The following is a 12730-nucleotide window of genomic DNA, read 5'->3' on the forward strand; positions in this document are numbered from 1 at the left end:
AAACACCATGGGTTCTCGTCCGTACGGACGCCGTCTCGCCTGGGGCGCCACCGCGCTGCTCGTCGCCGGGGTCGCGGTGCCGGCCGCCGCCTCCGCGTCGCAGTCGGGTGGCACTTCGGACGTCTCCGCGCAGATCGCCGGCCACGGTGCCAAGAAGGCCAGGAACGTCATCCTGCTCATCGGTGACGGCATGGGCGACTCGGAGATCACCCTGGCCCGCGACTACACCGTGGGCGCGGCCGGCCGGCTGAACATGGACGCGTTCCCGCTGACCGGCGCGTACACCACGTACTCCGTCGACAAGAACGGCAAGCCGGACTACGTCACCGACTCCGCGGCCAGCGGCACCGGCTGGGCGACCGGCCGCAAGACGGTCAACGGGCGGATATCCAAGTCGCCCGGCACGGACGAGCCGATGCCGACGATCCTGGAGCTGGCCCAGAAGAACGGCCTCGCCACCGGCAGCGTCACCACCGCCGAGCTCACCGACGCCACCCCCGCCGTGCTCGCCTCGCACGCCACCGACCGCAGCTGCCAGGGCCCGGCCGACATGAAGGCGTGCCCAGCCGACACCCTCGCCGAGGGCGGCCCCGGCTCGATCGCCGAGCAGAGCGTGAACCACAAGGTGGACGTCCTCCTCGGCGGCGGCAAGGCCCGCTTCGACCAGAAGATCACCGAGGGCCCGTACAAGGGCATGACGGTCACCGAGCAGGCACGGAAGCTCGGCTATCAGGTGGTGACCGACGGCAAGGGCCTGACGGCCGCCCGCCCCGGCAAGCCCGTGCTCGGCCTCTTCGCCCCCGGCAACGTCCCCGTCGAGTGGACCGGCAAGCCCGCCGCCCGGGGCGGCACCGACCCGCAGCGCTGTGTGACGAGCAACCCCGAGCGCGCGGCCGGCACCCCGAGCCTGGAGGCGCAGACCCGCAAGGCGCTCCAGCTGCTGGAGCAGAAGCGCAAGGGCTCCGGCGACCGGAAGAAGGGCTTCTTCCTCCAGGTCGAGGGCGCGTCGATCGACAAGCGCGACCACGCGGCCGACCCCTGCGGCCAGATCGGGGAGACCGCGGCCCTGGACCGCGCGGTGAAGGTCGCCCGCGCGTACGCCGCCGAGCACCCCGACACCCTCGTGGTCACCACCGCCGACCACGCCCACACCAGCCAGATCGTCCCGCTGGAGGCGAACCCGCCCGGCCTGTCCTCGACGCTGGTCACGAACGAGGGGCAGCCGCTCAAGGTGAACTACTCCACCAACACGCCAGGCGCCTCGCAGGAGCACACTGGAACCCAGGTGCGCATCGCCGCGCAGGGCCCGCAGGCGGAGCGCGTCCTCGGGGTCACCGACCAGACCCAGCTGTTCACCACGATCCGCACGGCGCTGTCGCTGCGTTGAGGCCGCCGCGTTGATTACCGCCCGGTAGGAAGGTGGGCCCGGTCGCGGTGGCGGCCGGGCCCCTGCGGGTTGTGCCAGTTAAACGGGCCGAACATTGGTGGATCACATACCCCCGAGCGGCCCCGCAGCGTCGAGACTGGCAATCCCGTACCACCACCGTCCGTCCGCCCCGCGCAGGAGGAACCGCCGATGACCGGGTCCCGTATCCTCGCCCTCGGCCACTACCAGCCCGCCAAGGTGCTGACCAACGACGAGCTGGCGACCATGGTCGACACCAGCGACGAGTGGATCCGCTCCCGCGTCGGGATCCGTACGCGCCGCGTCGCCGAACCCGACGAGACCGTCGCGTCCATGGCCACCCAGGCGGCCGCGAAGGCGCTCGCGAACAGCGGGCTCGACGCCGACGACATCGACCTCGTGCTCGTCGCCACCTGCACGGCCGTCGACCGCAGCCCCAACACGGCCGCCCGCGTGGCCGCCGCGCTCGGCCTGCCCTCCCCCGCCGTCATGGACGTCAACGTCGTCTGCGCCGGCTTCACCCACGCCCTCGCCAGCGCCGACCACGCGATCCGGGCCAAGGCCGCCACGAACGCGCTGGTCATCGGCGTGGAGAAGTTCACCGCCGTCGCGGACTGGACCGACCGCACGACCTGCGTCCTGGTCGGCGACGGCGCGGGCGCCGCGGTGGTCACGGCCTCGGCCACCCCGGAGATCGGCCCGGTCGTCTGGGGCTCGGTGCCGGAGATGGGGCACGCCGTACGGATCGAGGGCACGCCCTCGCGCTTCGCCCAGGAAGGGCAGTCCGTCTACCGCTGGGCCACGACGCAGCTGCCGCCGATCGCGCGCGGCGTCTGCGAGCGGGCCGGTGTCGCCCCGGAGGACCTCGCCGCGGTCGTGCTCCACCAGGCGAACCTGCGGATCATCGAGCCGGTCGCCCGTAAGCTCGGCGCGGTCAACGCCGTGATCGCCACGGACGTCACCGAGTCCGGCAACACGTCCGCCGCGAGCATCCCGCTCGCCCTCTCCAAACTCGTCTCCCGCGGCGAGGTCGCCTCCGGCGAGCCGATCCTCCTCTTCGGCTTCGGGGGGAATCTGTCTTATGCGGGGCAGGTTGTGCGGTGCCCGTAGGAGTAGCGGGCAAGCAACACGCTTCGCGCGTTGTCCTCAAACTCCCCCAGCTACCGCTGGGAGGTGCCCCCAACGGGCTGATTTGGCTGATGTGGGTGCCAATCCAGCCCGTTGGGGGCACCTCTGGGGGCACCCCCGGACGGAGTCTGGGGGAGGTAGCTTGGAGAGTTTGAGGACAGCGCGCGGAGCGTGCTTCGGGGGTCTGGGGGCTTGCCCCCACGCGGCGGAGCCGCACATCAGACGCAGCCGGGAAGGGGCGGGGTAGGGGAACAAAGTGCCGCAGGCGCCAACCCACCCGCAGCCGGGGGTCTGGGGCGCGTGCCCCGGTCGGGAAGGGGCGGGGCTGGGGAACAAACCCCCGGCACCCCCTACGGCGCCTCACGCAAATACAGCGCCCCACACGAGTGGCACAGATTGACCCCCGCCGTCCCCCAGTCGTCAGCCGACCGCACCGCCGCCGCAGGCGAGAGCTCGCGCCCGCACATCGCCGTCGCGCCCTCCTCCCGCACGACGTGCCACGCCTTGACCTCGGCCCCAGGACCCGAGCCGTCCACGTACTCCGCACGCAACTCGTGCTCCATGACAGCACCACCTCCGGGATCAACCATGAGGCACCCGGCACGGCGGTGCCACCGCGTCAGAAGACCGACCAGCCCGTGAGCGTCGTGAAGTGGTCGAGCGCCGCGACGCCCGCCACGGAGTTCCCCCGCGCGTCCAGGCCGGGGCTCCAGACGCACAGCGTGCAGCGTCCCGGTATGACGGCGACGATGCCGCCGCCCACACCGCTCTTGCCGGGCAGGCCCACGCGGTAGGCGAAGTCGCCGGCGGCGTCGTACGTCCCGCAGGTGAGCATGACCGCGTTGATCTGCTTGGCCTCGCGGCGCGGCAGCAGCCGGGTGCCGTCGGCGCGCAGGCCGTGGCGGGCGAGGAAGCCGCTCGCCAGGGCGAGGTCGCGGCAGCTCATCTCGATGGAGCACTGCCAGAAGTAGTGCTCCAGCACGGTGGGTACGGGGTTGTCGAGGTTGCCGTAGCTGGCCATGAAGTGGGCGAGGGCCGCGTTGCGGTCGCCGTGCTCGGTCTCGGAGGCGGCGACGGCCGGGTCGAAGGAGACGTCCGGGTTGCCGCTCTCCGCGCGCAGGAACTCCAGCATCGTGGTGCTGGCGTCGCCGGTCAGGCTCTGGAGCCGGTCGGTAACGACGAGAGCGCCCGCGTTGATGAAGGGGTTGCGGGGGATGCCGTTCTCGTATTCGAGCTGCACCAGGGAGTTGAAGGGGTTTCCGGACGGTTCCGTTCCGACGCGGTCCCAGATCCGGTCGCCGCCCTCGGCAAGCACCAGCGCGAGGCTGAACGCCTTGGAGATGGACTGCACGGAGAACGGCCGTTCCCAGTCGCCGACCCCGTAGACCCCGCCGTCGACGTCCACGACGGCCATCCCGAACCGGCCGATGTCGACGCCGGCGAGGGCCGGGATGTAATCGGCCACCTGGCCACGGCCGACCAGCGGCCGCGCGAAAGCGGCGACCTCTTCGAGAACGGTCTGGTAGTCCACTGTCCCGGGTCTCGCGCTTCCGTGTCGACGATGAGATTTTCGGCCTGAGGCCGGATCGGCTCGCACGATATCCGAACGCCCGGCCCACCTGCGAACTTTTGGGTACAAGGGGGTCATTCGGCCTACGCGTCCGGCGTACGCCACCTGGTTTCGCAAGGAGGGCGGCGTGGCCCCACCCATGTCCGCGAACGAGTTCCTGGCCGCGCTCAGACGCGAGGGCGCCACGGTCGTCGAGGTCGACGGCTGGCGCAATCACAACCGTGCCGGACACGGCCCCTGGGGCCCGGTCAACGGCGTGATGATCCACCACACGGCCTCCTCGGGCACCGACAGCACCGTACGCCTCTGCTGGAACGGCTACGACCAGCTCCCCGGCCCCCTGTGCCACGGCGTCATCGCCAAGGACGGCCGGATCCACCTCGTCGGCTGCGGCCGCGCCAATCACGCGGGCGGCGGCGACGGCGACGTGCTCCAGGCGGTGATCGGCGAGAAGCGGCTGCCGCCCGTCCGCTGGGCCGACACCGACGGCAACGTCCACTTCTACGGCTTCGAATGCGTCAACCTCGGTGACGGCAAGGACCCCTGGCCGGAGGAGCAACTGCTGGCCATCGAGCAGGTGGCGGCCGCGATCTGCCGCTTCCACGGCTGGACCGAGCGGTCCGTGATCGGGCACCTCGAATGGCGGCCGGGCAAGCTCGACCCCACCGGGTTCTCCATGGACCGGCTGCGCGAGCGTATCGGCGAGCGGCTCAAGTGACGGCCGCGCCGGCCGCGGCGAGAATGGGGGCGTGACCAGCGATCTCCCCACCGCCTCCGCCGCCCTCGCCGCGCTGCGGCCACGGCTGCCGTCCCCGCTGGAAGAGCTGCGGGACGAGCGGTTCGCCCGCCGGGGCGTGCGGCTGCTGCTCAAGCGCGACGACCTGATACACCCCGAGCTGCCGGGCAACAAGTGGCGCAAGCTGGAGCCCAATCTGCGGGCCGCCGCCGAGGCCGGGCGGCGCACGCTGCTGACCTTCGGCGGCGCGTACTCCAACCACCTGCGGGCGACCGCCGCCGCGGGCCGGCTGCTGGGCTTCGACACGGTCGGCGTCGTCCGGGGCGAGGAGCTCGCCGACCGGCCGCTCAACTGGTCGCTCACGGCCTGCGTGGCCGACGGCATGCGGCTGCGCTTCGTCGACCGCGCCACGTACCGCCGCAAGGCCGAGCCCGACGTCCTCGCCGAGCTGGCCGACGGCGACTGCTTCGTCATCCCCGAGGGCGGCAGCAACGCGGCCGCCGCACGCGGCTGCACCGCACTCGGCCGGGAGCTGCGCGGCACGGCCGACGTCATCGGCATCGCCTGCGGCACCGGCGGCACCCTCGCCGGCCTCGCCGCGGGCCTCGCCCCTGGGCAGCGCGCCATCGGCTTCCCCGTCCTCAAGGGCGGCTTCCTGGGCGACGGGATACGCGACTTGCAGCGGGCGGCGTTCGGTGGCCCCCGGGGTTCTTGGACCCTGGACGAACGCTTCCACTGCGGCGGTTACGCGCGCTCCTCGCCGGAGTTGCTCGCTTTTGCCGACGATTTCGCCGACCGTCATGGTTTGCGGGTGGAGCGTGTGTATGTGGCGAAGATGCTTTACGGCCTGACGGCCTTGGCGTCGGAGGGGGCGTTCGCTCGGGGCACGACGGTGGCGGCGGTGATCACGGGGGTGTGACCGGTGTTTTTCCCCAGCCCCGCCCCTTCCCGGCTGCGTCTGATGTGCGGCTCCGCCGCGTGGGGGTGGGCTTCGCCTGCGGCGCTCTGTTCCCCAGCCCCGCCCCTTCCCGAAACTGGGGCTGCGCCCCAGACCCCTGACCGCGCTCCGCGCGGTGTCCTCAAGCGCCGGACGGGCTGAAATCAGCCCGTCCGGCGCTTGAGGACGCGCCCGCAGGGCGCTTTCCGCCGCTGGGGGCACCTCTGGGGGCACCCCCGGACGGAGTCTGGGGGAGGTAGCTGGGGGAGGCAACGGACCCGCAGCTCGGGGTCTGGGGCGGAGCCCCCCACGCGGCGGAGCCGCACATGAGATGCAGCCGGGAAGGGGCGGGGCTGGGGAACAAAGCGCCGCAGGCGCCCCCGACCCGCACCCGGGCACGGGTCCGGGGCAGAGCCCCGGCCGCGGCGGAGCCGCGCATCAGACGCTGCGGGAAGGGGCGGGGCTGGGGAAACAAAGCCCGCCGCCAGGCGACAACGAAGGCCCACCCAAACGCAGGGGCAGCAGCCTGCTACCCCGCCTCGTCCCGATAAGCCGCCGCCTCCTCCAGATCCAGCCGCCGCAACAACGTCCGCAACATCTCGTCGTCGATGCGCCGAGCGTCCCGCAAGGACACGAACACCTCCCGCTCCGCCCCGATCATCTCCCGGGCCAGCCGCCGGTACGTGTCGTCCGCCGATTCGCCCGTCACCTCGTCGACCGCGCCGAGCCGTTCCCACACCGCGTTGCGGCGGCGCTCCATGACGGTGCGGAGGCGGTCGGCGAGGGGTTCGGGGAGGGTGTTGCGTTCGTCGGCGAGGAGTTCGTCGAGGCGGCGTTCGGCGGCGGTCGAGGCCTCGCTCTGGGCCTGTGCCTCGGCGAGGGTCTCGGCGGTCGGGTGGGGGACGGGCAGCCGCAGCCGGCGGATGAGCGGGGGCAGGGTGAGGCCCTGGACGACGAGCGTGCCGATGACCGTGGTGAAGGTGAGGAAGAGGACGAGGTTGCGGGCGGGGAAGGGCTGCCCGTGGTGCGTGGTCACGGGGATCGAGAAGGCGATGGCGAGGGAGACCACGCCGCGCATCCCGGCCCAGCCGACGACGAGCGGCGCCTTCCACGTGGTGTCGGTCTCCCGTTCCCGGATGCGGGCGGAGAGGGCCCGCGGCAGGAACGTCGCGGGGAAGACCCAGACGAAGCGGGCGGCCACGACGGCGGCGAAGACCGCGGAGGCGTACCAGAGGGCGGCCTGCCCCAGGCCGTTCCCCAGTCCGCGCATCACCACGGGCAGTTGGAGCCCGATGAGCGCGAAGACCGCGGACTCCAGCACGAAGGCGACCATGCGCCAGACGGCGGCCTCCTGGAGCCGGGTCGCGAAGTCGACCTGCCAGGAGTGGTGGCCGAGGTAGAGGGCGACGACCACGACGGCGAGCACCCCGGAGGCCCCGACCACCTCGGCGGCGGCGTAGGCGGCGAAGGGGATGAGGAGGGAGAGGGTGTTCTGGAGGAGCGCCTCGCGCAGCCGCTTGCGCAGCCAGTGCAGCGGCACCATGAGGATCAGCCCGACCCCGATGCCGCCGACCGAGGCGACGGCGAACTCGCGGAAGCCCTCGCCCCAGGTCGCGCCCTCGCCCACGGCGGCGGCGAGCGCCACCTTGTAGGCGGTGATCGCGGTGGCGTCGTTCACCAGGGACTCGCCCTGGAGGATCGTGGTGATGCGGGAGGGCAGGCCGAGGCGGCGCGCGATGGCGGTGGCGGCGACGGCGTCCGGCGGGGCGACGACCGCGCCGAGCACCAGCGCGGCGGTGAGCGGCAGTCCGGGCACGACCAGGTACGCCACGTATCCGACCGCGAAGGTCGCGAAGAGGACGTAGCCGACCGACAACAGCGCCACCGGGCGGATGTTGGCCCGGATGTCGAGGTACGAGCTGTCGAGCGCGGCCGTGTGCAGCAGGGGCGGCAGGATCAGCGGGAGCACGATCGCGGGGTCGAGGGTGTATTCGGGCACGCCGGGCACGTAGGAGGCGACGAGCCCGACGGCGACGAGCAGCAGGGGGGCGGGCACCGGGGTCCGCCGGGCGGCGCCCGCGACCGCGGCACTGGCCGCGATCAGCATCAGCAGTGGCATGACATCCATCGGTCCCGGCCGTCTCCGTTCGAAGCCCTCGGCAGTGCGAACTAGTCTGGCAATCATGAGCGAGTGCCCGCATGTTCCCGAGCTGCCGCGCCCCGAGCCCGAGCCGCTGCACCCGACCTGCCCGGAGTGCGAGGCCGCGGGCAGCAACCCGGTGCAGCTGCGGTTGTGCCTGGTCTGCGGGCACGTCGGGTGCTGCGACTCCTCGCCGTACCGCCACGCGACGGGGCATTTCGAGGAGACCGGGCACGCGGTGATGCGCAGCTTCGAGCCGGGGCAGACCTGGCGCTGGTGCTATACGGACCGGCGGATCGTCTGAGGGAGCGCGGCGGGTGCCCGCGGTTGCCGGGGCGCTGTCACCCCCGACCGCTAGCATGCAGACATGATCCGACCCGCCACGCCCGACGACGTCCCCGTCATCCACGCCATGATCCGCGAACTGGCGGAGTACGAAAGGGCGCTGGAGGACGCGAAGGCGACCGAGGAGCAGCTGCGCGAGGCCCTCTTCGGCACGGACCCGGCGGTCTTCGCGCTGATAGCGGAGAGTGACGAGGAAGGCGCCGGGAGCGGGATACCGGCGGGCGACGCGGTCGGCTTCGCGCTCTGGTTCCGCAACTTCTCCACCTGGACGGGTACGCACGGTATCTATCTGGAGGACCTCTACGTCAGGCCGCGGGCGCGCGGCGCGGGCCACGGCAAGGCACTCCTCGCCGCACTCGCGCGTATCTGCGTCGACCGGGGCTACGAGCGTTTCGAATGGTCAGTGCTGGACTGGAACGCGCCCTCGATCGCGTTCTACAAGTCGCTGGGCGCGGAGGCGATGGACGAGTGGACGGTGCGACGGATGTCCGGAGAACCGCTCCACACTCTTGCGGCGCTCGCGCAGAGTGACGAAAATCCCAACAAGGCGACTGCTCTTTCGATTTGAGACCGCAAGGCCCTAGCCACTGTCCGTGCTCATGGGTTTACCATGAGTGACAGTCGCGGGGCTGCTCCACAGAACCCCAGATCGCGATAGCGTCGCAGCCGAACCACGTGCCGCACCGGGCCGTGCGAAAGTCCTTCAGCCGAGGGGCGGTCAGCGCGGGGCCGGTGCTCGTAACAGCTCAAGAAGCTTGTGCCACCTTGGAGGTGAGGGTGTCCCAGATCGCAGGCGAGCCCGGGACCCAGGACTTCGTGGAAGTCCGGCTGCCCGCTGCGGGTGCCTACCTGTCGGTGCTGCGTACGGCTACGGCCGGTCTCGCGGCCCGCTTGGACTTCACCCTCGACGAGATCGAGGACTTGCGCATCGCCGTGGACGAGGCGTGCGCGATCCTTCTGCAACAAGCCGTGCCCGGCTCCGTTCTCAGCTGCGTCTTCCGCCTCGTGGGCGACGCGCTGCGGGTGACCGTCTCGGCGCCCACGACGGACGGCCGCGCGCCCGAGCGCGACACCTTCGCCTGGACGGTGCTCTCCGCCCTGGCCGGCGAGGTCGACTCGACGGTCGCCGCCGACCGTACGGTCAGCATCAGCCTGCACAAGAAGCGCGGCGCCGGCCCCGGACAGCCGTGACGGAAGAGGGGGCTCCGTGAGTACTGCATCGTCGCGGGGAGTGCGTGCCCCGGCCATCCCGCAGCAGCCTGCCCGGCCGCTTCCGGCGGATCCGGGTGACCCGGTGACGTCGGCGCCGGGTGAGGCGAGCGACCCACCAGAGCGGGCGGACCACATGGAACAGCACCAGCATCAACAGTGGCACCAGCACCCCACCGCGCAGGACCGCAGTGGTGCCCGTGCCCTGTTCATCGAGCTGCGGGCGCTGCCGGACGGCTCGCTCGAGCGGGCCCAGCTGCGCAATCACCTGGTGCAGATGCACCTGCCCCTGGTGGAGCACCTGGCCCGGCGGTTCCGCAACCGCGGGGAGCCGCTCGACGACCTCACCCAGGTCGCCACGATCGGTCTGATCAAGTCGGTCGACCGCTTCGATCCCGACCGCGGCGTGGAGTTCTCCACGTATGCGACGCCCACGGTCGTGGGCGAGATCAAGCGGCACTTCCGCGACAAGGGCTGGGCGGTGCGGGTGCCGCGCCGGCTCCAGGAGCTGCGGCTGGCCCTGACCACGGCCACGGCCGAGCTCTCCCAGCGGCACGGCCGCGCCCCCACCGTCCACGAGCTGGCCGAGCAGCTGGGGATCTCCGAGGAGGAGGTGCTGGAGGGGCTGGAGTCCGCCAATGCCTACAGCACGCTCTCCCTGGACGTCCCCGACACGGACGACGAGTCCCCGGCCGTCGCGGACACCCTGGGCGCGGAGGACGAGGCGCTGGAGGGCGTGGAGTACCGCGAGTCGCTCAAGCCGCTGCTGGAGGATCTGCCGCCGCGCGAGAAGAAGATCCTGCTGCTCCGCTTCTTCGGCAACATGACCCAGTCCCAGATCGCCCAGGAGGTCGGGATCTCGCAGATGCACGTCTCCCGGCTGCTGGCCCGCACCCTCGCCCAGCTCCGGGACCGCCTGCTCATCGAGGAGTAGCCGGGCGGGGCAGCACCCGTACGAAGAATCGGTCGGGGCCCTTCGGGGCCCCCGCGTCAGCTTTCGCGCGGGCCGATGCCGAGCGCCTCGGTCGCGGTGGGGTTCACCAGCAGCACCAGCGTGGCCACGGCCACCAGCGCGAGCACCACGCCCGCGGCGATCAGCGCGCCCCCGGCGTTCGCGAGCGTCCAGGCGACCGGCAGCGCCATGATCTGAGTGATCATCGCGGGCCCCCGGCTCCAGCGCTTGCGCTGCCACAGCCCCCGGGCCGCCGCCAGCGGCAGCACGGCGAGGGCGAGCACGGTCACCGCGAGCATCTCGGCCTGCTGCGGGCTGTCCGGCTTCCCGGCGATGCCCATGATCAGCAGATACACCCCGCCGATCAGCAGGGTCACGCCCTCCAGCGCGGTGAGCACGGCCGCCGCCGTCAGCCGCCCCGGCCGGGGGCCGGAGGGCTCGGGGGCTGCGGGGGCGACGAGGGTGTGACTCTTCTCGCCGGCCCGGCGCTCCCGGTCGTCACGGGTGCGGGTGCTCTTACGGGCGGACTTCGGCGCGGACTGCTTGCTGCTCACCCCGTCAGGGTAGCCCTGGCCCCTTCCGTACGGGGTCCGGCGGGCGCTCGACGTGACCGACGGGACACCGGTGGACCACGGGCCGGGGACGGTGCGTGTACCGACAGGTAGGTAGGCTGGCGCGCATGCGTGCGCTCCTTGTGGTCAACCCGTCGGCCACCACCACCAGTGCCCGTACCCGTGATGTCCTGGTGCACGCGCTCGCCAGCGACCTCAAGCTGGAGGTCGCCACCACGGAGTACCGGGGGCACGCGCGGGACCTGGCGCGGCGGGCCGCGGAGGACGGCAACACGGGCCTCGTGGTCGCGCTCGGCGGCGACGGCACGGTCAACGAAGTGGTCAACGGCCTCCTGCACGGCGGCCCCGACCCGGAGGGCCTCCCCCGACTCGCGGTGGTGCCGGGCGGTTCGACGAACGTCTTCGCCCGCGCGCTGGGGCTGCCGAACGACGTGGTGGAGGCGACGGGCGCGCTGCTCGACGCGCTGCGCCAGGGCACCGAGCGCACGGTCGGCCTGGGCCTCGCGGGGGGCACACCGGGCACCCCGGACGAGGGCGTCCCGGAACGCTGGTTCACTTTCTGTGCCGGATTCGGATTCGACGCCGGTGTGGTGGGCCGGGTGGAGCAGCAGCGCGAGCGCGGCAAGCGTTCGACACACGCTCTGTATGTGCGACAGGTGATGCGTCAATTCGTCGGCGAACCGAATCGGCGGCACGGCACGATCACCCTCGAACGGCCGGGCGAGGAGCCACTCCAGAATCTCGTCATGTCGATAATCTGCAACACCGCGCCGTGGTCGTACCTGGGCAACCGCCCGCTCTACGCCTCGCCGCAGGCGTCCTTCGACACCGCGCTTGACGTGCTGGGATTCACCAAGCTGTCCACGACGGCGGCCGGGCGCCACCTCGCTCAGCTGATGAGGTCGACGCCCGAACGAGGGCCGCACGGAAAGCACGCCGTGTCCTTGCACGACCAGACCGCGTTCACCTTGCATTCGCAGGTTCCGCTGCCCTTCCAGATGGACGGCGACCACCTCGGACTGCGTACGAGCGTGACGTTCACAGGCGTACGCCGTGCACTGCGTGTGATTGTGTGAGCGGTAGGGCCTAAAGTCCTTCCACTCGAACGTTTAGGCTGGGTTCCACCCCCTGGAAGTACGGCTGTGACCTAGCTGACACCGAGGAATCAAAAAAAACTTTCCAGAAGGGGTTGTATCCGCCGCCGAGGTTTGCGAGTCTCTTCATGGCGATCGGGACGGCCGCTCATCAAGGCTCCCCGACACAGCCCGAACCCCCTCCCTTTTTCCTGGACTGCCCCAGTTTCGACTGGCTGTCAGCCCTTCCCTTGCGGGGGGATTCGTGAAAGCGTTCACATTCACAAGCAACGTAGCCGCAATAACGAGGAGATGGAGCAGCCATGGACTGGCGTCACAACGCCGTTTGCCGCGAGGAAGACCCCGAGCTGTTCTTCCCCATCGGCAACACCGGTCCTGCGCTGCTGCAGATCGAGGAAGCCAAGGCCGTCTGCCGCCGCTGCCCCGTCATGGAGCAGTGCCTGCAGTGGGCGCTCGAGTCCGGCCAGGACTCCGGCGTCTGGGGTGGACTCAGCGAGGACGAGCGCCGCGCCATGAAGCGCCGTGCCGCTCGCAACCGGGCGCGTAACGCGACCGCCTGAGCCGACACCCCTTCGGCCACCCGAGCCGCAGCGCGCAGTACCCCCCGATGCGCATAGCTTTGAGCCTTGGGCCTCTTTCGAG

Annotated in this window: 14 protein-coding genes; 10 read left to right on the plus strand and 4 right to left on the minus strand. The window is 71.4% G+C overall.

What is annotated here, in order from left to right; all coding sequences use genetic code 11:
* The first annotated feature begins 7 nt into the window (after positions 1-7).
* Both ACFY1P_RS01660 and ACFY1P_RS01665 read left to right on the plus strand, forming a co-directional pair.
* Positions 8-1387: an alkaline phosphatase gene (locus tag ACFY1P_RS01660; RefSeq protein WP_390749333.1), complete on the plus strand. Its 1380-nt coding sequence runs from the start codon at positions 8-10 to the stop codon at positions 1385-1387.
* 189 nt (positions 1388-1576) lie between these two features.
* Complete coding sequence (locus ACFY1P_RS01665; protein ID WP_361522197.1) at positions 1577-2515, plus strand: beta-ketoacyl-ACP synthase III; 939 nt, start codon at positions 1577-1579, stop codon at positions 2513-2515.
* Positions 2516-2883: 368 nt separating this feature from the next.
* Here ACFY1P_RS01665 and ACFY1P_RS01670 read toward each other — a convergent pair whose 3' ends face one another.
* Both ACFY1P_RS01670 and ACFY1P_RS01675 read right to left on the minus strand, forming a co-directional pair.
* Complete coding sequence (locus tag ACFY1P_RS01670) at positions 2884-3096, minus strand: hypothetical protein (RefSeq protein WP_361535466.1); 213 nt, start codon at positions 3094-3096, stop codon at positions 2884-2886.
* 56 nt (positions 3097-3152) lie between these two features.
* Positions 3153-4064 carry a glutaminase gene (locus ACFY1P_RS01675; RefSeq protein WP_361535469.1) on the minus strand — a complete coding sequence of 304 codons (912 nt, stop codon included), beginning with the start codon at positions 4062-4064 and terminating at the stop codon, positions 3153-3155.
* Between the two features lie 166 nt (positions 4065-4230).
* Between ACFY1P_RS01675 and ACFY1P_RS01680 the strand changes: the two genes are divergently transcribed.
* Complete coding sequence (locus ACFY1P_RS01680; RefSeq protein ID WP_361535472.1) at positions 4231-4821, plus strand: peptidoglycan recognition family protein; 591 nt, start codon at positions 4231-4233, stop codon at positions 4819-4821.
* Between the two features lie 31 nt (positions 4822-4852).
* Complete coding sequence (locus tag ACFY1P_RS01685; RefSeq protein ID WP_361535475.1) at positions 4853-5758, plus strand: pyridoxal-phosphate dependent enzyme; 906 nt, start codon at positions 4853-4855, stop codon at positions 5756-5758.
* Between the two features lie 547 nt (positions 5759-6305).
* On the opposite strand, the gene ACFY1P_RS01690 is transcribed toward ACFY1P_RS01685, so the two are convergent.
* Complete coding sequence (locus tag ACFY1P_RS01690) at positions 6306-7904, minus strand: Na+/H+ antiporter (RefSeq protein WP_361524897.1); 1599 nt, start codon at positions 7902-7904, stop codon at positions 6306-6308.
* A 55-nt stretch (positions 7905-7959) separates the two neighbouring features.
* Here ACFY1P_RS01690 and ACFY1P_RS01695 point away from each other — a divergent pair, with 55 nt between their 5' ends.
* The 4 genes from ACFY1P_RS01695 to ACFY1P_RS01710 all read left to right on the plus strand — a co-directional run bounded on the left by ACFY1P_RS01695 (position 7960) and on the right by ACFY1P_RS01710 (position 10404).
* The gene (locus ACFY1P_RS01695; RefSeq protein WP_361524899.1) at positions 7960-8220 is read left to right on the plus strand and encodes a UBP-type zinc finger domain-containing protein; all 261 of its coding nucleotides are present in this window, start codon (positions 7960-7962) and stop codon (positions 8218-8220) included.
* Between the two features lie 63 nt (positions 8221-8283).
* The gene (locus ACFY1P_RS01700) at positions 8284-8829 is read left to right on the plus strand and encodes a GNAT family N-acetyltransferase (protein ID WP_361524902.1); all 546 of its coding nucleotides are present in this window, start codon (positions 8284-8286) and stop codon (positions 8827-8829) included.
* 209 nt (positions 8830-9038) lie between these two features.
* Positions 9039-9452 carry an anti-sigma regulatory factor gene (locus ACFY1P_RS01705; protein WP_361524905.1) on the plus strand — a complete coding sequence of 138 codons (414 nt, stop codon included), beginning with the start codon at positions 9039-9041 and terminating at the stop codon, positions 9450-9452.
* Between the two features lie 16 nt (positions 9453-9468).
* Positions 9469-10404: an RNA polymerase sigma factor SigF gene (locus ACFY1P_RS01710; RefSeq protein WP_390749334.1), complete on the plus strand. Its 936-nt coding sequence runs from the start codon at positions 9469-9471 to the stop codon at positions 10402-10404.
* A 56-nt stretch (positions 10405-10460) separates the two neighbouring features.
* Here ACFY1P_RS01710 and ACFY1P_RS01715 read toward each other — a convergent pair whose 3' ends face one another.
* A complete protein-coding gene (locus ACFY1P_RS01715; protein ID WP_361524908.1) occupies positions 10461-10976 on the minus strand; it encodes a hypothetical protein in 516 nt (171 codons plus the stop codon).
* Positions 10977-11101: 125 nt separating this feature from the next.
* Between ACFY1P_RS01715 and ACFY1P_RS01720 the strand changes: the two genes are divergently transcribed.
* Both ACFY1P_RS01720 and ACFY1P_RS01725 read left to right on the plus strand, forming a co-directional pair.
* A complete protein-coding gene (locus tag ACFY1P_RS01720; protein ID WP_361524911.1) occupies positions 11102-12070 on the plus strand; it encodes a diacylglycerol kinase family protein in 969 nt (322 codons plus the stop codon).
* A 320-nt stretch (positions 12071-12390) separates the two neighbouring features.
* Complete coding sequence (locus ACFY1P_RS01725; RefSeq protein ID WP_004937597.1) at positions 12391-12648, plus strand: WhiB family transcriptional regulator; 258 nt, start codon at positions 12391-12393, stop codon at positions 12646-12648.
* Positions 12649-12730: the final 82 nt, after the last annotated feature.

The sequence above is a fragment of the Streptomyces sp. NPDC001407 genome (assembly GCF_042895325.1).
In the GTDB taxonomy this organism is placed as follows: Bacteria; Actinomycetota; Actinomycetes; order Streptomycetales; family Streptomycetaceae; genus Streptomyces.

What these genes read in the sequence shown, in the direction of transcription:
- ACFY1P_RS01695 (WP_361524899.1), top strand. Translation starts at nt 7,960, where the DNA reads ATGAGCGAGTGCCCGCATGTTCCCGAGCTGCCGCGCCCCGAGCCCGAG.
- ACFY1P_RS01725 (WP_004937597.1), top strand. Translation starts at nt 12,391, where the DNA reads ATGGACTGGCGTCACAACGCCGTTTGCCGCGAGGAAGACCCCGAGCTG.
- ACFY1P_RS01665 (WP_361522197.1), top strand. Translation starts at nt 1,577, where the DNA reads ATGACCGGGTCCCGTATCCTCGCCCTCGGCCACTACCAGCCCGCCAAG.
- ACFY1P_RS01700 (WP_361524902.1), top strand. Translation starts at nt 8,284, where the DNA reads ATGATCCGACCCGCCACGCCCGACGACGTCCCCGTCATCCACGCCATG.
- ACFY1P_RS01660 (WP_390749333.1), top strand. Translation starts at nt 8, where the DNA reads ATGGGTTCTCGTCCGTACGGACGCCGTCTCGCCTGGGGCGCCACCGCG.
- ACFY1P_RS01720 (WP_361524911.1), top strand. Translation starts at nt 11,102, where the DNA reads ATGCGTGCGCTCCTTGTGGTCAACCCGTCGGCCACCACCACCAGTGCC.
- ACFY1P_RS01670 (WP_361535466.1), bottom strand. Translation starts at nt 3,096, where the DNA reads ATGGAGCACGAGTTGCGTGCGGAGTACGTGGACGGCTCGGGTCCTGGG.
- ACFY1P_RS01690 (WP_361524897.1), bottom strand. Translation starts at nt 7,904, where the DNA reads ATGGATGTCATGCCACTGCTGATGCTGATCGCGGCCAGTGCCGCGGTC.